At 42.3% G+C, this 17,604-nt stretch carries 13 protein-coding genes and 1 pseudogene; 7 read left to right on the top strand and 7 right to left on the bottom strand.

Annotated features, from left to right (window positions below; genetic code table 11):
• Positions 1–9: 9 nt before the first annotated feature.
• Positions 10–1,128 (bottom strand): PilT/PilU family type 4a pilus ATPase, encoded by a 1,119-nt coding sequence (locus K1T76_RS09805; protein WP_230245234.1) that lies wholly within the window; start codon positions 1,126–1,128, stop codon positions 10–12.
• A gap of 21 nt (positions 1,129–1,149) precedes the next feature.
• Positions 1,150–2,187 carry a type IV pilus twitching motility protein PilT gene (locus K1T76_RS09800; RefSeq protein WP_019838292.1) on the bottom strand — a complete coding sequence of 346 codons (1,038 nt, stop codon included), beginning with the start codon at positions 2,185–2,187 and terminating at the stop codon, positions 1,150–1,152.
• A gap of 124 nt (positions 2,188–2,311) precedes the next feature.
• On the opposite strand from K1T76_RS09800, the gene K1T76_RS09795 reads away from it, so the two are divergent.
• The gene (locus K1T76_RS09795; RefSeq protein ID WP_019838293.1) at positions 2,312–3,001 is read left to right on the top strand and encodes a YggS family pyridoxal phosphate-dependent enzyme; all 690 of its coding nucleotides are present in this window, start codon (positions 2,312–2,314) and stop codon (positions 2,999–3,001) included.
• A 774-nt stretch (positions 3,002–3,775) separates the two neighbouring features.
• Here K1T76_RS09795 and K1T76_RS09790 read toward each other — a convergent pair.
• A complete protein-coding gene (locus K1T76_RS09790; protein WP_230245233.1) occupies positions 3,776–7,387 on the bottom strand; it encodes an AAA family ATPase in 3,612 nt (1,203 codons plus the stop codon).
• A gap of 9 nt (positions 7,388–7,396) precedes the next feature.
• The gene (locus K1T76_RS09785; RefSeq protein WP_019838296.1) at positions 7,397–8,647 is read right to left on the bottom strand and encodes an exonuclease SbcCD subunit D; all 1,251 of its coding nucleotides are present in this window, start codon (positions 8,645–8,647) and stop codon (positions 7,397–7,399) included.
• 481 nt (positions 8,648–9,128) lie between these two features.
• On the opposite strand from K1T76_RS09785, the gene K1T76_RS09780 reads away from it, so the two are divergent.
• Together K1T76_RS09780 and K1T76_RS09775 are read left to right on the top strand one after the other, a co-directional pair.
• Complete coding sequence (locus tag K1T76_RS09780; RefSeq protein ID WP_070154271.1) at positions 9,129–9,584, top strand: ABZJ_00895 family protein; 456 nt, start codon at positions 9,129–9,131, stop codon at positions 9,582–9,584.
• 125 nt (positions 9,585–9,709) lie between these two features.
• Complete coding sequence (locus K1T76_RS09775; RefSeq protein ID WP_230245232.1) at positions 9,710–10,627, top strand: TIGR01777 family oxidoreductase; 918 nt, start codon at positions 9,710–9,712, stop codon at positions 10,625–10,627.
• Between the two features lie 20 nt (positions 10,628–10,647).
• Here the strand turns inward: K1T76_RS09775 and K1T76_RS09770 are convergent, their stop codons facing one another.
• The gene (locus K1T76_RS09770) at positions 10,648–11,766 is read right to left on the bottom strand and encodes an NAD(P)/FAD-dependent oxidoreductase (protein WP_070154268.1); all 1,119 of its coding nucleotides are present in this window, start codon (positions 11,764–11,766) and stop codon (positions 10,648–10,650) included.
• Between the two features lie 14 nt (positions 11,767–11,780).
• Entirely contained in the window at positions 11,781–12,794 is a 1,014-nt protein-coding gene (gene hemB / locus K1T76_RS09765; protein ID WP_230245231.1) for a porphobilinogen synthase, read from the bottom strand.
• Positions 12,795–12,914: 120 nt separating this feature from the next.
• Between hemB and K1T76_RS09760 the strand changes: the two genes are divergently transcribed.
• Positions 12,915–13,412, top strand: a complete 498-nt coding sequence (locus K1T76_RS09760; RefSeq protein WP_019838301.1) for a thioesterase family protein — start codon at positions 12,915–12,917, stop codon at positions 13,410–13,412.
• A gap of 363 nt (positions 13,413–13,775) precedes the next feature.
• Here the strand turns inward: K1T76_RS09760 and K1T76_RS09755 are convergent.
• Positions 13,776–15,098, bottom strand: a pseudogene (locus K1T76_RS09755) (TonB-dependent siderophore receptor); the annotation flags it as partial.
• An 87-nt stretch (positions 15,099–15,185) separates the two neighbouring features.
• Between K1T76_RS09755 and K1T76_RS09750 the strand changes: the two are divergent.
• The 3 genes from K1T76_RS09750 to tnpC all read left to right on the top strand — a co-directional run bounded on the left by K1T76_RS09750 (position 15,186) and on the right by tnpC (position 17,601).
• Positions 15,186–15,569 (top strand): transposase, encoded by a 384-nt coding sequence (locus K1T76_RS09750; RefSeq protein ID WP_130122116.1) that lies wholly within the window; start codon positions 15,186–15,188, stop codon positions 15,567–15,569.
• Positions 15,566–15,901, top strand: a complete 336-nt coding sequence (tnpB, locus tag K1T76_RS09745) for an IS66 family insertion sequence element accessory protein TnpB (RefSeq protein ID WP_165382150.1) — start codon at positions 15,566–15,568, stop codon at positions 15,899–15,901. Before K1T76_RS09750 ends, tnpB begins: the two co-directional genes overlap by 4 nt.
• Positions 15,902–15,975: 74 nt before the next feature.
• On the top strand, positions 15,976–17,601 hold the full coding sequence (gene tnpC / locus K1T76_RS09740; protein ID WP_230243835.1) for an IS66 family transposase: 1,626 nt from the start codon (positions 15,976–15,978) through the stop codon (positions 17,599–17,601).
• Positions 17,602–17,604: the final 3 nt, after the last annotated feature.

The raw sequence follows: 17,604 nt of genomic DNA, 5'->3' as shown, positions 1-17,604 counted from the left end.
TAAGCGTTGTTATTGCCCATCGAAAGTAATATTCGAGGTTGCATGTAACAATCGCTCGCCGCCTTCTTCGGCAAGTTTGATTTGTAGACGCAAATCGTTTGGCGAGTCGGCGTGTTTGAGCGCATCTTTATAACTAATTTGCTTGGCTTTATAGAGGTCGTATAAAGCTTGGTCAAAGGTTTGCATACCTAATTCACGTGAACGCTTCATTAGGTCTTTAATTTCATGCACATCACCTTTACGGATTAAATCTGCAACTAATGGTGAGTTAATTAAAATTTCAATCGCAGCTCGTCGTGAGTTGCCATCAATAGTTGGGATTAACTGCTGCGCCACAATTGCTTTCAGGTTTAGTGATAAATCCATGAACAACTGGTTATGACGGTCTGCCTCAAAGAAGTGAATAATACGGTCAATGGCTTGGTTAGCATTGTTGGCGTGCAGGGTGGCAAATACCAAATGCCCCGTTTCTGCAAAGGCAATGGCATAATCCATGGTTTCGCGGGAACGAATCTCACCAATTAGAATCACATCAGGCGCTTGTCGTAAGGTGTTTTTTAATGCGATTTCAAAGGAATCGGTATCAATCCCGACTTCACGTTGGGTAATAATACAGCCCGCATGTTCATGCACAAATTCAATCGGGTCTTCAATGGTGATGATATGACCTTTAGAGTTTTGGTTGCGGTAACCAATAATAGATGCCAAAGAAGTCGATTTACCTGTACCCGTTGCGCCTACAAAAATGATGATGCCACGTTTGGTCATCGCCAAATCTTTGAGAATAGGTGGCAGTTTCAAGTCATCCATGGCCGGAATTTTGGTTTCAATCCGACGCAGTACCATGCCCGGCTCATCACGTTGCTGGAATGCGCTGACACGAAAACGTGCTGTTTTTTCGCGGTTGGTGATCGCAAAGTTACACTCACGGGTTTCGGCAAATTCCTTGCGCTGTTTTTCACTCATAATTGAGTTAAGCAGCTGACCGACAATTTCACCTGAGAGCTTACTTTTTGCCACAGGTACAATTTGTCCATGAATTTTCATGGAAGGTTCAACATCGGCTGTAATAAACAAGTCTGATGCTTGTTGCTGAATCATTAAATTCAATAAATCATTAAAGTCCATCGCGTATCTCGAATTTTAAACTTATAAGAATGATTCAGGTTGTTTTGCAACCGTTCGAGCCGTTTGTGGGCTAATCACACCGCGCGATACCAAGTTCTTCAAACTCTGGTCGAGGGTAGTCATACCGTAGTTGGCACCTGTCTGAATTGCCGAGTACATTTGAGCTACTTTATTTTCACGAATCAAGTTTCGCACCGCAGGAATACCAATCATGATTTCATGCGCTGCTACACGGCCACCGCCATTTTTCTTGAGCAGGGATTGTGAAATGACGGCTTGTAAAGATTCAGATAACATGGCGCGTACCATGTCTTTTTCTTCGGCAGGGAATACGTCAATTACACGGTCAATGGTTTTTGCTGCAGAGGTGGTGTGTAGCGTCCCAAATACCAAGTGACCCGTTTCGGCAGCAGTCAGTGCTAAACGAATGGTTTCTAAATCACGCATCTCACCCACTAGAATAATGTCAGGGTCTTCACGCAGTGCTGAACGTAATGCTTCGTTAAAGCCATGCGTATCACGGTGTACTTCACGTTGGTTAACCAAACATTTTTTAGATTGGTGTACAAATTCGATTGGGTCTTCGACGGTCAGAATATGGTCGTAGCGATTGTCATTAATAAAGTCAATCATCGCGGCAAGTGTGGTTGATTTACCTGAACCCGTTGGGCCTGTCACCAATACCAAACCACGTGGATATTCACAAATATCTTTAAAGATTTGTCCCATGCCTAAATCTTCAAGGGTCAAAACTTTAGAAGGAATGGTACGGAATACTGCACCTGCACCACGGTTTTGGTTAAATGCGTTCACACGGAAACGAGCCACGCCTGGGACTTCAAAAGAAAAGTCCGTTTCTAGATTTTCTTCATAATCACGACGTTGTTTATCATTCATAATGTCGTACACTAATTTGTGTACTTCTTTATGTTCTAATGCTGGTAAGTTAATTCGACGAACTTCACCATCCACACGAATCAGTGGTGGCATGCCCGCAGATAAGTGTAAATCCGAAGCGCCGTTTTTAGCGGAGAACGCCAATAATTCTGTAATATCCATGAAAGTCCCCGAGATCAATTAAATCTTAATTATTTTGATAGAATAATACGGCTTTCCATCAGCTTAACCAACTGTTAGTTGCTGGACAAGGTAAAAAAAGATGAATGAAATGAGAAATGCATCAATGAATAATCTGCAGCTTATGCGCACTCAGGTTTTGCAACAAATTCAACAGGCATGCCAGTTGGCACAGCGCGAGCCAAATACGGTGCAATTGTTGGCAGTGTCTAAGACTCATCCGAGTGAAGCCTTGCGTGAAATGTATGCGACAGGGCAGCGCGCTTTTGGCGAAAATTATTTGCAAGAAGCTTTGGATAAAATGCAGGCCCTGAGTGATTTAGAAATTGAATGGCACTTTATTGGGCATGTGCAGCGCAATAAAACCAAACATTTGGCAGAAAAATTTGCATGGGTGAATGGGGTAGATCGTTTGATTATTGCCGAGCGTTTATCGAATCAGCGCGATGCTCAACAAGTGCCCCTGAATATTTGTTTACAAGTAAATATTGATGCGCAAGACACGAAGGATGGTTGTCAGCCGAGCGAAGTTGCAGAATTAGTCCGACAGATCAGCCAATTACCGCATTTAAAACTACGCGGTTTGATGGTGATTCCTGCGCCCAATCACCCGCAAGCTTTTCAGGATGCCAAACAATTGTTTGATGCAGTGAAAGCACAACATGCACAACCTGAAGATTGGGATACTTTGAGTATGGGGATGTCGGGCGATTTAAATGCAGCAATTGCAGCAGGTTCAACTATGGTACGGATTGGTACAGCATTGTTTGGTGCACGTGACTATTCCAAGGCTTAATTGCTAGATGAACAAAGAATCTGCCAAGATTTTGCAAACATTATCTTGTACGTTTTGGCTGACATGAAATGCGGAATTTTGCGGCTAGTGCTGAAGGGTGGATTTTCTTAATATGAACTTATCGGGAAACAGGGAGTTTCCTAAATAAGAAGAATAAGAAATAGAACAACACGGAAGTGCTTGGTACGACAGGAGTTATACCAAAAACTGAATCTAGAAAGCCTCGATAGGATGTCGAGGCTTTTTTAGTTTTGTGTCGTAAAGCTGTCAAAGTTTTGGCTTGTTTAGATTATTTTTAATAACCTTCACGATTTTTAGAAAGCGCCACTTCCGTCCAGTAAATAGGTGAAATAGACATTCAAGATTTATTCTCTATCCAGATTCGAATACGTGCTATTAGTAAAAATAACAAAAAACAGAACTGAAAGAAGCCTGTGAAAATGATGATCCAACCGCTATTTCCTGGTGTTTTTCTTGCATCCAACTCAATGACTAAAGTGCAGACGGTGAGGATGATTTCAAAAATTAAAACCGCTTTAAAAACCCAAGGTTTAGGGAAACGTATTAACCATGTGAGAAAAATAATACTTAAACAGGGCAATACAGCAAAGAGAATAATCGTTTTTATATCCATAAAATTAAGTACTTAAAGTGTGGGTGATTTTAAAATCAACCCAATATAACTTCAGGGAAGCCTAAAATCTGAAATCTCACGGTCATCTCAATAATTCTTCAATCGACAAATAATCTTCAGATTTTAGGCAGTATTGGCTTTTAACCCATCACATTGACTTCACTTGCTCCTGCACCCACAGGTTTGACTTGAATTTGCACAGGAATTCGTTCGTGCATTTCCTGAATATGCGAAATCAACACTACTTTACGTCCCTGACTTTGCAGATGGTCTAAGGCATTCATCACCATATGCAAGGAAGTCGGGTCGAGTGTGCCAAAGCCTTCATCAATAAATAGTGATTCCAGTTTCATTGAACCAGATGCCATATTGGCAATTGCCAGTGCCAAAGCCAAAGAAACTAAAAAGGTTTCCCCACCAGATAAAGACAGGACAGGGCGAATTTCACTGTTCATGTCTAAATCAATAATCGCCAAACCCAAACTGTCAGGAATACGATGCAATTGATAACGCGAACTGAGTGGTAGTAATTGCTGATTGGCGTATTCCACCAAAATATCCAAGTGATGTTCTTGGGCAATTTTCTTAAATTTTGTCCCTTCTTTATGCCCAATTAAATCGTAAATACGTCCCCAACGATATTCTTCAGCTTTGATACTTTCAATTTGAGTCTGGTAGGCTGCAAAAATCCCCTGATTGGTGCGATTCAGGCGTAGTTGCGCCTCAATGTCATTATAGTCTTGCTGTTGTTTGACTTTGTCTGTTTGCAGTGCAGAAAGTTGAGTAGTGACTTCGTCAAAACTTAATTGCGGCTGTTGTTTTAAGTGCTTTTGATATTGCTCTTCTAACGTTTGCCAAGCTGTTTTAGCACTTTCTAGAGTGTTTTGCTGTTGCTGTAGCATCTTGCGTATTTGCTGATGTTCAGCATAAGAAATTTGTAAACATTTATCAATGATGCTGGCTTGAAAGTGCGTGTGTGTCGCTTGCCAAGTTGCAATGTGATGCTGACATTCAGTGTGTTGCTGCATGCGCTGTTGAATTTTACTGTCCAAACCATGTTTTTGTAGTTGTAAGTCTTTTAACACCTGTTCTGCTTGGTTGAGTGCAGTTCGTTGTGTGCTAAGTGCAAGACTTAGTTGCTGTTGTTGCTGATCTAAAGCCTGCTGCCATTCTTGATAGGTCTGATATTCACATCCCGCATGAGTTCTTGTAAGCTGCTTAATTTGATCACGCAGCTCACTTCCTGCAGTTTTAATCTGCTGCAGTTGTAGGGTTTTCTCTGCATGTTGCTGTTGTAAAAATAGCAACTTTTCTTGCACTTGCTGCTGTTGTTGAGTCAGTTGTTCAATCGTTTTGCTCAGTTGAACTTGCTGCTGCTGTAAGTGGTGACGTTGTTCTAACAGTTGCAAGGCATGTTGATAGTACTCAATTGGTTGATTGAGCCAAGCGTTTCTTTGCTCCGTATCCAAAAGTGACAAAATAGGCTGTAAACGCTGAGAGAGGTCTTGGCGTTGTTGAATAGCATATTTGAGTTGTTCTGCCTGCTGTGCAGCATTGCGCCATTGTTTCAGGGTATCGTTTGCTTGTTGAATACTCTGCTGCAAGTGTTGAGTGGATTGATGTGTTGTTGCCCAATGTTGCTGTACGCTTTCAATTTGCTTTGCAACAGGCAGCGCCGCATCCACATCTAATGATAAGGATGCTGTAAGCTGTTGTACCAATGTCTGCTGCTGCTCAAGTTGCTGTTGCAGCTCCAGTTTACGTTGTTGTTGTTGCTGATAAATTGCATTGTATTGACTGCAATCACGCTCCAATTGCTGTAACTGTTTTTGAGCATGCTCAAATTCAGTTTTGGCTTGCTGCAATTGCTGATCCTGCAATTGGTTTAAAGCATCACTGAGTAAGTTTTCATGCTGAATAAACGGATGTTCAAGGCTGCCACACACCATACAAGCTTCATTCGGTTTTAATTGGGCGCGTAAATCCTGCACACTTTGATGCTGCAATAAACGCTGTTGTTCAAAAATCTGCTGTAATTGTTGCAAGGCTTGTTCAGCAATTTGCACTTGCTGCTGTTGGGTTTGAATTTGAGTCTGTGTCTGCTGTTGCAAGCTTAAAGTTTCTTGCTGACGCAGTTGTAACTGCTCAAATAAGGTGATCTGTTGTTGCCATTGTTCAAGTGCTTGTTGCATGCGCTCTAAAACATGCATACTCTTTAAAGCATGTTGTAATTGCTGTTGCTCTGCCGTGAGTTGTTGCTCAAGTTGTTCAGGGTGTTGATATTGTTTTTCCCAAACTAAAAGTTGTTGTTGTATATGTTGTTGTTGCTCAATTAAAGCATCTAATGCAGATTGGAATAGCGTAGGGTTTTGCTGACGTAGCTGCTGTTCAAGCTGCAAATAATCTTGCAGACGTTGCAACGTAAGGGCTAAATTATCATCAAAATTTGCCCATGCCGCAGTCTGTTTGAATTGCTGTTGTAAATGTTGCTGTTGTTGTTGCTCGGTTGCAAGTTGAGTCGTCAGTTGCTTCAAATTATTTTGCACAGGCTGAATTTGCTGCTCTGCAAATAATTTTTGTGCAGCATCCAAAGCGGTATATTGTTGAAGTTTGCTAGAAATTTCATGTTGTAACTGTGCCGCAATTTCAAGTTGTGGTTTCAATTGTTCAACATGCTGCTGCCATGCCTCAAGTTCTTTCTCCGCTTGCTGTTGCTGACTCTTCGCTTGCTGTTGTGCGAGTTCTGCTTGTTGCAAGTTTGGTTCAAATTTCAAAAGCTGCTCATTTAGGTTTTTTAGCTCGTTGTCCGCTTGCTGACGTAAGACAAATTGCTCTCGGATGGTTTGAAATTTATCTAAATGTTTGAGCAATTGTTTTTGCGAAGCGAGCTTAAGATCAGCATCGACTTGAACATCGTATATTTCTTTTTTAGCTTGGGTGCTGGCATAGAGTTCATGGCAATCTTTGTGCCATTTCACATCATTTTCATACAGTTTTTCGGTTTGGGTCAACAAAGCTAACTGCTGACTCAGCTCATGTTTTTGGGCTTCTAAACCTTTCAGTGTTTCCTCGCTGAGGAGCACCACATGCCCCATGACATTTTCAAGATCTGTCCTTTTTTGTTTAATTTCACTAAATTTAACGGCTGCACGTTTACTGACTTCGGTAAAAATTTGCGAATTGGTTAAATATTCAAGCAAATCTGCCCGTTCATGGTCTTTGGCTTTTAGAAATGCCCCGACTTCCGATTGTGCCAATAATACTGCGCGTGTGAATTGTTCAAAACTAAGGCCAATCAGTTGTTCTACAATCGGCGTGGCTTCTGAAATTTTTTGATTTAAAACCCGTTGCTCATCTAGACAGGTAATGGCACGTTCAACTTTTAAGTTTCCATCCACTTTATTATGTGCACGGCGAATTTGCCAACGTGCCGAATAGCGTTTTTGATCGAGCGCGATAAATTCAAGTTCTGCAAAGCCAGAAGTCGTACCACGACGTAAAATATGCTTAGAGTCTTTTAAGGAAATTTCTTTGCCTGCGGTATCGGTCAGACTGCCTGTAGCACCTCTTAAACGTGGAATTTCATCATAAAGTGCCAAACACATGGCATCGAGCAAGGTTGATTTACCTGCACCCGTTTTGCCCGTAATTGCAATTAAACCTGCCTGTGCCAGTGGCTCTTCTTCAAAATTGATGACATGGGTGCCTGCCAAAGATGCCAAATTATTTAAACTTAGACGTAAAATTTTCATGGCAAATCCTTAAGCTTTATTCTGATCAAGTTCGTGTTGGGCTTCGGCCAAAAGCTGTAAAAAATCTTGGCTCACTTCTGGGTCTGGTTGATAACCCATTTTTTCCCATAAATCTAAAAATAATTTTTCAGGCGTTGGCGGTTCTAAATCAATTTTTGATTGTTGCAAGTTCGAGTTTTCACTATTTTGAAAGCGTCGTGCAATACGCAGTAAACGATAGCGGTTGGCAGGTAGTGCTTGTTCAATTTGTTGACGTAAATCAATGGGTGGCGGCGCATCGCTGATATATTCAATTTCTAAAAAATGCCGTGCGCAGACTTCTGCAATTTCATCTTTTGGCAATTGATGAAGTTCTGTGATTAATTCAGAAAGTTCGCAGCGAATCCGAAGCAGCTCTACCGTGCGTGGAATAAGCAAGCTTTCATATTGGAAACGCTGTGCATCTGCCTGCAACGGGTCAATTCTGACCTCAAGAACTTGGTGTTTATAATTCAGCTCGCTAAATGATAAGGGAATGGGTGAACCGCTATAACGGATATGCGGCTTTCCCACCTGTTGCGGTTTGTGTAAGTGTCCAAGTGCGACATAGTCAATCACCTCATCAAACACTGCAGTCGATAAGGCTTCTTCATTCCCCACTACAATGGGGCGTTCTGAGTCAGAAGTTTCGCCGCCTTGCATGTGCGCATGTGACATTAAAATTAAGGCTTGATCGGGCTGTTTACGGGCTTTGGCTTCTGCAATGAGTTGTTGATGCAAATAAGCAACTGCAGATTGATTGTCACTGCTATGTTCATTTAAACCTGTAATTTCTGCACTGCGTAAATAGGGCAGGGTCAGACACCAGGCCACAATATTTTGCGCAGCATCATAAATAGGCACTAAGAGTTTATCTAAATCTAATTTTTGCTCAGCTGTTTTGCCAATCACGCCCACGGCTTTGGCGTTGAAGCGATCTAAAAAGGGTTCAACTTGCTCAATGCGATAGCCAGAGTCATGATTACCAGCAATCATTAAGGTTTGCATGTGTGGCGCAAGCGCATGCGCATCGGTAAGGAATTGGTAGAGTTGTTTTTGAGCGCTCGAAGCAGGATTTACTACATCAAAAATATCGCCTGCAATGAGCAGCGCATTTGGCTGTTTGCTTTTAATTTGAGTTAAGAGCCAATTCAAAAATTCAGTATGTTCATATTCACGTTCATGGTGATGGAAAAATTGTCCCAAATGCCAATCAGACGTATGTAAAAAATGAACAGCCATGCGTGTTCCAATCTTGATGTTGAATTATGAGATAACTTAACATAACTGAGCGCAACACTGCGGCAAAAAACCAGTTTTCTGCTTTTAAAGCGACAATTTAGGTCGCAGAAATTTTAAAGAGAAGAGAAAATAAAATCTGTCGCGATCTGTATAGAAAAATAGGAATAGTCAAAGTCTGATGCTAAATAAGCGAGATAAAAAGGTCTTAAAAAATAAAGACCGACGATTCGAGTGATGATGAAATCGTCGGTCAAAGAAAAACTTGCGATACAGTAAAGCTTGGGCTGCTGTTCAAAGCATGACTGTATGCGATTTATTGCTTTAGTAGGTCACCGAAAATATTGTGGATGCCATACACATTAACGGTTGTTGTGACCTTGTAGCCTATATAACGTCAGGCTTTTGTATTCGGTTGACAATTTCATGAAAAAAAAACCAATTTTTTTTATACTAGGCTGAATCTTTTGTCTGAGTCATTTTCATGGTATCGCTAAGCCGTTATTTTCTCTGGTTTTTCTTGTATTGCTTTGTGATGACCTGTATTTGTGGCGTATTGGCTGCATTGTTACCTGCGGGTGTAGGCGGGATTTTAACTGCAGTGCCTTATTTGGTTGCCATGATTTTAGTGCTGTATAAGTTTTTAAAACAACAACGCCGCGCACCGAATGACAAGGAACGCAAGACATTTACTTTGGGATTTAGCCTGATTTTCTGGGGCTATAACTTGGCATTTTTATTATTAGGTTTGGTCATATTCTCTCGCCAAAACCCAAGCATTTGGCAAGATTTTTTACAATATTTACAACAGCCACAATTTATAAGCGTGGTGGTGATCATGTTTTTATTGATTGCAATTCCACTGTATTTGCTGACTTATTGGTTTTATGGCAAACAAGCACAGCGTATGGCAGTGAAAATGTTTGGCTTGCAAAAATAGTTATTAGTCACTGATTTTATTCAAATACATGATCAGTTATGTGATGATGATTTGCTTAGACTTGAACATTTAGTCTAAATCACGTATAGCTAAAACTATATTTTTCATCATGCTGAGATTGGACAATGCATAAACCTTTGGTGCTGGTAACAGGGGCAAGTGGTTTTATTGGTTCACAATTGTTGCCATTTTTATTGCAACAGGATTATCGGGTGGTGGGGTTAACCCGACAGCCTAATCGAGTATCCAAACATCCTCAATTGCGCTGGATTCAGCAGTTGGATGAACTCGACACCGACAAAATTGATTATGTGATTAATATGGCGGGAGAAAGTATTGGGCAGGGCAGATGGACTGCGGCACGTAAACAAAAATTGCTCGATAGTCGGGTTCAGACCACAGTGCACTTATATCAATATCTTGAAAAGCGCCGTATTTTTCCAAAGTGTATTATTTCAGGTTCGGCTGTAGGGTATTACGGAATTGATCCGCAGGAACAATGGTCAGCAGTATGTACCGAGCACAGTGCGGCACAAGATATTTTTATGTCACAGTTGTGCCAACAATGGGAACAGGCTGCATTAAGCTTCAGTCAGCAAAAAACCAAAATTATGCGCTTGGGCGTGGTGTTTGGACGCGGTGGCGGCATTTTACCGCAAATGTTGTTACCAATTCGTTTAAATGCTGTCGGGCGGATTGGGCATGGACGGCAGCCTGTGGCATGGGTACATATACAAGATGTTTTACAAGTCATTCACTTGTTAATGACGCAAACTGTAGACGCCAAAATTCTGAATGTAGTTGCACCTGAAAAAACCAGTCAACAGGATTTTGCCGAAACTGCAGCTCGGCTTTTAAAACGTCGTCCATTTTTTGTGTTACCTGCTTTTGTCTTACGTGGGCTATTGGGCGAGCAATCACAATTGGTGCTGAATGGGCAATATGTCAAACCCCAAGCCTTAGAGCACGCGGGTTATTGTTTTCAATATCCAAAACTTGAACAGGCGCTAGCGGCTTGTTTAGGTGCATCATCCTCTACTTAAATAGAGGATGATGCTGAACATTATGCATTGATAGCAGTTGAATGTAATTGCTTTGGATCATAAGCAGCAGGATCCACAATTGTCTCTTGCCCAAGCATGAGTTGTCTTAATAACTGCGCTGAAGCAGTGCCCATACATAGGCCATTACGGAAGTGTCCGAAATTCACCCAAACATTATTCAAGTTTGGTACTTTGCCGATATAGGGCACACCTGTAGGCGAGCCTGGACGTAAACCCGCCCATTGTTTCACAATGGGGAATTGTGCCAATTCAGGCACCATTTCAAAACAGGCACTTAAAATATCCTGTTTAATTTGTGGGTCAGGGGAAGTATCAAAACCAACATGACGCATACTTGAACCGCAGAGCACATGCCCATCTTGACGTGGAATCAAGTACATGACCTTGTTCATGCACATGCTGGGTAACCATTGTGCAGGGGTTTTAAACAATACGATTTGCCCTTGCACAGGCTGTATAGGAATCTGTAAACCCAGTTGTGCCGCCCACTGTTGTGACCATGCGCCTGTTGTAAGTACGATATGATCTGCTTGATGTAAACGGCCATCGGCAGATTGAATGGCTTGAATACGATTTTCAATGATCTGAAATTGTTGAATTGGGCAGTGTTCAAAAAATCGCACGCGCGGATGTTGTTTCAAATATTGCGTGAGCGATTGTAATAAGCGCGGATTGCGCACATTGGCAAGCTGTGAAAAATACAGGGCTTGTTGAAATTTGGGATGGATATGCGGGTTAATTTGTTCGAGCTGTTTCCGATTCAGATATTCGGCTTGCTGCATGGTTTCGTGATGACGCTCGGCATAATTTAAACCAATTTCAAAATCATCTTCATCAAAAATCAGCATACCTGTTTCATGGATTTCAAAATTAATGCCTGTGATAGGTTTGAGTTTTTCATTCCATGCTTGGTACTGTGGTTTGGCAAATTTAGCTAAGTCATTGACCGCTTGAGGATAACGCCATGGATACATGGGAGAAAGAATTCCACTCCCTGCCCATGATGCGGCTTGAGCTGCCTGTTGTTGATCAAAAATACTGATAGAGCAACCTTGCTCTACCAGTTCGAGTGCAGACAACAAACCGCTGATGCCTGCACCAATAATTGCGATGTGCATGAAAGCCGCCTATTTTATGCCATATCTTTAAGTTTGAGAGCAGCTTCTTCGGCAAAATACGTCCAAATACCATCTGCACCTGCACGGCGGCAACTCATTAGCGATTCAATAATCACACTGTCCGACAACCAGCCATTTTGAATCGCTGCAGCAAGCATGGCGTATTCACCACTCACTTGATAAACAAAGGTGGGCACACCAAAGTTATCTTTCACTTCACGTACAATGTCTAAATAAGGCATGCCTGGTTTTACAATCACCATGTCTGCACCTTCTTGAATATCCAGTGCAATTTCATGCAGGGCTTCAGCACGGTTGCCAATATCCATTTGATAATTGTATTTGTTGCCGCCTTTTAGGTTACTCGAAGAACCAACGGCATCACGGAACGGACCGTAAAAGCTAGAGGCGTATTTGGCAGAGTAGGCCATGATAGAGGTATAAATATGTCCGTTGCTTTCGAGCGCCTGACGAATCGCCCCAATACGACCATCCATCATATCACTTGGCGCAACGACATCTGCACCCGCTTCGGCATGGCTTAATGCCTGTTTAATTAGATATTCAACGGTTTCATCATTCAATACATAGCCTGTGTCATCAATAATGCCATCTTGACCATGCGTGGTGTATGGGTCGAGTGCACCATCGGTAATCAGAACCATTTCTGGTAATTCTTTTTTCAGCAGACGTAGCGTGTTTTGCACCAAGCCATCTTCACGCCATGCAGCTTCTGCGTTTAGGCTCTTATCTTCTTGTGGCGTGACTGGAAATAAGGCCAGTTTAGATACACCTAGCTGCATTAAACGCTCGGCTTTTTTGAGTAATAAGTCTCCCGATAAACGCTGAATGTTCGGCATGCTTGGAATAACTTGGGTTTGATTTTTTCCTGGTAAAACAAATACAGGATAAATCAAGTGATCTGTGCTTAAGTGAGTTTCGCGAACCATGGCGCGTAATTGATCATTTTTACGGATACGACGCATACGAGTGGCAGGAAATGCAGGGCGATTGAACGTATAGGTCATAAAAATCTCACTGATCGGTATTAAACTAGACAACTATTGTAGCCCCTTAAATTTCATTTGGGCATACATTGAGTTTTTTTATTGTTGGTAAATTGAGTTATTTGGACTTTTGGGCACGTTATGAATAATGCAGAGCAAAATTGGACTGGGAATATACATTTAGGCGCGAAAGTCGATATTGATATCGTGCTAAGACAATTGGTCAATGCATTTAATGAATCGCCATTTTTTCAACACAATGGCATGAGCATGCGTGTGGTAGATGGTCAAATTGAAGCATATATTGAGATGCGACCGTATATGATAGGCAATGTGGCATTTCAAATTTTACATGGTGGCGTTGCTGCAACCATTTTGGATAGTGTGGGTGGTATTGTGGCGATGGGTGAGTTATATAAAAGTAGTAAACCTGATAATTTGCCCGACACCATAAAAAAAGTCACCCGTTTGGCTACAGTAGATATGCGGGTGGATTATTTAGCGCCGGGACGTGGCAAGTATTTTATTGCCCGTGCGGAAACTTTACGTTTAGGGCGTAAAGGTTGCACTATGCGTATGACGATGGTGAATGATGAAGATAAACCCATTGCAACGGCAATAGCGTCTTATGCCTATTAAAATCTAAGCTAGGGCGCAAACCATTGTATTTTAGCTAGGTGTTTATTCCCAGATTTAAATGCTGCCAGATAAGTCTATTCCATACGGTTCACTTGCTCAAAATACCTTTCTGTAAATGTCTTCACGCGGTTGATGGTCAAGGCACGCCAGTTGATTGAGAAGTTTTATACTGGTTTTAATTAAATAATACACTTCAAAATGTGACTTTATTTCTGAAAATTATTGCTGAAAAAGCTTTTACAAATAGGTACGTGCAACAAAGCCCTTTTAAACTCAATTATTTTCAGGAAGGTTAGCCTTTCGACTTAACCTTCTTTTAGATCAATCAGGACTTCATTTAATCTTGGCATTTTTTGGGAAATACTACCTAAATTTAAAGGTTGCCCGTAATACCGCTTGCCGAGATTCACCTTGAGACACCGCTAAATTATTTACACTGGCTGTGTAGTAGGTTTTGTCTAAGATATTATTTAAATTAAATTGGAAAGTGACCGCTTGTTTAGCAATGGTCGTGTCATAACTGACAAAGGCATTGGCAAGCGCATAATCAGGCAGGTCAAAGGTATTTTCCGAATCGCCAGCACGTTTGCCTACATAGTTACCGCTTATACCGAAACGTAAATTACCGTTGTAAAGTTCGCCATACTCATACGCTAGTGCCAAAGATGCAGTATTTTTTGCCACATTCATTAGGCGATTGCCTTCAAGGCCAGTTTCATCTTCAGTTACTTTCGCATCTGTATAGGCATAGGTCAGGGTCGCATCAAGCTGATCGGTTACACGTCCTGTCAGGTCAAGTTCCGCACCTTTAGAACGCACTGCACCTGTCGTATGCAATTCGACTTCATTGGTCGATGAGTTCGTCACTTTAGCTAAGACATTACGCTTTTTAATATCATAGAGGGCAAAGTTGGCTTTAATACGGTCATTTAACTCATATTTCGCGCCAACTTCATAAGACTTGGCTTGTTCAGGTTGAACATCAGAGTCAATAACCGCATTGCCCAAGGGAGCGATTGTAGAGTTCGGTTTAAGTGACTCAGTATAACTGCCATAGAATGAAAGCTGATCATTCCATTTATAGACTAAACCTGCATGTGGAAGCCAAGCATCATCGTTAGTGTTGGTGTTCTCTTTAAACGGTCTGCCACGACCAGCATTCTGTTGATAGTTCAGGTAACGTCCACCCAGTACAGCAATCCATTTTTCATTTAAGTGAATTGCATCTTGCACATAAAAACCAAAGGTATGCAGTTTATCGGTTTGGTCACTATCTGACGCGACCACATTTTGAGATGCTTCAACAGTTGCATAACTTGGATTTAAATAATCTAATGTTGAGCTGCTGCCACGAACCATATCTGGACGGAAATATTTACGGTATTCGATGTCTGAACCAAGTTGAATATCATGCTTTAAACCAAACAGATGGGTTGAACCATTGATGTAGGCTTGAGCATTACTATCTTCACTCTGAGCATTTAAAGTCGCATCGGTACGGCGTGTCACGGTGTGATTGGTAGTATCTAATTTGGTTATGCGTAACTGGTTAGCATCATAAGTTTCGTAGTTGTAGGTATAGCCTAAGTGAGCTGACCAGTTGTCATTAATCTGGTGGTCAACTAACAATTGAGCCAAATGATCTTCGCCTTTCATTTGGTTAAATGCTTCATCTAGACGTTGATATGTAAGCATCCGGCTAACACAGCCTTACCAAGCGATCCTATAAGCCTTAATTTAGTTCCCACCTAAAAACAAGTGGGGACTTAATCCATGAACATGGATATATATTCAGCAACACCTCCTGTTGCTAAAAAACGCAGAACATACAGCAAAGAATTCAAACTCAGTATTGTCAATGCCTGTAAAAATCCTAATACCTCGATCGCTTCGGTCGCACTGCAACATAGTATTAATGCCAACCTTGTCAGTCGTTGGATCAGGATCTTCAGGCATCATGAGGGTGCCGTGCAGGATCCTACTCATGTGAATCCAGCATTTATTGCTTTGCCTTACACTGCTGCAATCAGCCAACCTATTGATGAGAGGATCACGTTGTGTATCACCGTGCCTCATACGAATAATGATATTCAGCTAAAATGGCAGACATCAGAAATACCTGTCTTGGCAGAATTACTCAAGGCACTTGCAACATGATCCGCATTGATGAAATCTGGTTGTCTACTCAGCCCATGGACATGCGTGCAGGTATGGATACGACCATGGCTCAGGTGGTGAGAGCCTTTGGCTACATCAAACCGCATTGCGCCTACCTGTTCTGTAATAAACGTGGCCATCGTATGAAAGTGCTGGTACATGATGGACTGGGCATCTGGCTGTGTGCCAGGCGGCTGGAACAGGGAAAATTCCACTGGGCTCAAGTTCACCAAGGTGAAACCGTGGTCCTCAACCCGGAACAGTTACAGGCATTAATCCAGGGTTTGCCCTGGCAGCGCATTGGACGACAGCAAGTGGTAACAATGCTCTAAACCAAGCTCGGCTATTCTGCTATTCTCCAAACGTTCTATTTCATTCTCTTCATGACCTCAGGCATACTGCGGTCATGAATACGCTGCCTGACTTAAGCCAACTGACCCATGAACAACTGCTGGAATTTACCCGGCAGTTGGCGATGCAGCATCAGTCTCTAGCACAATCAAACCAGCAATTAGATGCCAGAGTTCAACATCTTGAAGTCACCAATCAGCAATTAGATTCTAAAGTTCAACATCTTTCTATTCTCAATCAAAAATACGAGCATGAACTGGCGCTGTTTAAAAAGCACAAATTCGCCCAAAAGAATGAACACTTAACGGCAAAACAAATCCATCTGTGGGATGAAGCGGTTGAAGAAGATATTGCCGCGGTTGATCTAGAACTGGAACGGCTAAATGCAGATAAAACCAATGCAGCGACACACAAAGCCAAAACCAATAAACCTAAACGTCGACCACTGCCAGATCATCTACACACCATCCGTATTGAGCATGAACCTGCATCAACCCAATGTGCTTGTGGATGCCAACTCCGGCGTATCGGCGAAGATGTCAGTGAAAAACTGCATTTCAGACCGGCACAGTTCTATAAGGAACAGCATGTGCGTGGTAAATGGGTCTGTGATCAGTGTGACACCCTGACTCAGCAAGCGATGCCCGCCTATGTGATTGATAAAGGCATTGCTTCACCTGAACTGCTCAGCCATGTTTTGGTATCGAAATATGCCGATCATTTGCCGCTGTACCGTCAACGTCTGATCTATCAGCGGGCGGGAATCGAACTTTCTAGATCAACTTTATCTGACTGGATAGGTCGCTGCGGTGTAGAACTGGAACCTCTGGCCAATGCCTTAAAAGAGGTGGTACTACAACAGCAGGTGCTGCATGCAGATGAAACACCGGTCACCATCATGCGGATGGGTGAGAATGATAAAAAACCGAAGAAAGGTTATGTCTGGGCCTATGCCACTACACAGTACAATCCAGTTCAGGCGGTGATCTATGACTTTCAGGATAGTCGTTCAGGCCAGCATGCTGCAGAGTTCTTGAAAGGCTGGCAGGGTTATCTAGTCTGTGATGATTACAGTGGTTATAAAGCACGCTTTAAATCAGGCCAGGTCATAGAGGTGGGCTGCATGGCCCATGCACGTCGTAAATTCCATGAACTGCATGTAACTGGGAAAAGTCAGGTCGCTGAACAGGCATTAGTGCTGATTCAGAAACTGTATGCCATAGAAGCAGAGCTCAGGAAAAAGACCGATGGTACAGCGGAAGACCGCCGCGAATACCGACAACAGCATAGTCAACCAGTGATGCAACAACTATATGAATGGCTCAACCAACATCATCTGACAGTGCCATCGAGTTCTCCCACCGCCAAGGCCATCAATTACACTCTGAAGCGTTGGCCAGCTTTAAGCCGCTATTTGGATGATGGCAATCTACCGATTTGCAATAATTGGGTAGAGAATCAAATGCGACCTTGGGCGTTGGGACGTAAGAACTGGCTGTTTGCTGGCTCGCTGCGCAGTGGTCAGCGAGCGGCAAACATCATGACGTTAATCCAGTCAGCAAAGCTGAATGGCTTGGATCCGTATGCCTATTTAAGTGATGTGCTGAAAAGGTTACCGACACACAAAGTGACCCAAATTGAAGAATTGCTACCACACCGCTGGAAACCTAAATCGAATTAAAAA

The organism is Acinetobacter sp. PW68 (assembly GCF_020982655.1).
GTDB classification, from domain to species: domain Bacteria; phylum Pseudomonadota; class Gammaproteobacteria; order Pseudomonadales; family Moraxellaceae; genus Acinetobacter; species Acinetobacter towneri_A.
The sequence above is the reverse complement of the archived record's forward strand: the minus strand, read 5'-3'. Positions and strand labels throughout refer to the sequence as shown.

What these genes read in the sequence shown, in the direction of transcription:
- K1T76_RS09805 (WP_230245234.1), bottom strand. Translation starts at nt 1,128, where the DNA reads ATGGACTTTAATGATTTATTGAATTTAATGATTCAGCAACAAGCATCA.
- K1T76_RS09800 (WP_019838292.1), bottom strand. Translation starts at nt 2,187, where the DNA reads ATGGATATTACAGAATTATTGGCGTTCTCCGCTAAAAACGGCGCTTCG.
- K1T76_RS09795 (WP_019838293.1), top strand. Translation starts at nt 2,312, where the DNA reads ATGAATAATCTGCAGCTTATGCGCACTCAGGTTTTGCAACAAATTCAA.
- K1T76_RS09790 (WP_230245233.1), bottom strand. Translation starts at nt 7,387, where the DNA reads ATGAAAATTTTACGTCTAAGTTTAAATAATTTGGCATCTTTGGCAGGC.
- K1T76_RS09785 (WP_019838296.1), bottom strand. Translation starts at nt 8,647, where the DNA reads ATGGCTGTTCATTTTTTACATACGTCTGATTGGCATTTGGGACAATTT.
- K1T76_RS09780 (WP_070154271.1), top strand. Translation starts at nt 9,129, where the DNA reads ATGGTATCGCTAAGCCGTTATTTTCTCTGGTTTTTCTTGTATTGCTTT.
- K1T76_RS09775 (WP_230245232.1), top strand. Translation starts at nt 9,710, where the DNA reads ATGCATAAACCTTTGGTGCTGGTAACAGGGGCAAGTGGTTTTATTGGT.
- K1T76_RS09770 (WP_070154268.1), bottom strand. Translation starts at nt 11,766, where the DNA reads ATGCACATCGCAATTATTGGTGCAGGCATCAGCGGTTTGTTGTCTGCA.
- hemB (WP_230245231.1), bottom strand. Translation starts at nt 12,794, where the DNA reads ATGACCTATACGTTCAATCGCCCTGCATTTCCTGCCACTCGTATGCGT.
- K1T76_RS09760 (WP_019838301.1), top strand. Translation starts at nt 12,915, where the DNA reads ATGAATAATGCAGAGCAAAATTGGACTGGGAATATACATTTAGGCGCG.
- K1T76_RS09750 (WP_130122116.1), top strand. Translation starts at nt 15,186, where the DNA reads ATGAACATGGATATATATTCAGCAACACCTCCTGTTGCTAAAAAACGC.
- tnpB (WP_165382150.1), top strand. Translation starts at nt 15,566, where the DNA reads ATGATCCGCATTGATGAAATCTGGTTGTCTACTCAGCCCATGGACATG.
- tnpC (WP_230243835.1), top strand. Translation starts at nt 15,976, where the DNA reads ATGAATACGCTGCCTGACTTAAGCCAACTGACCCATGAACAACTGCTG.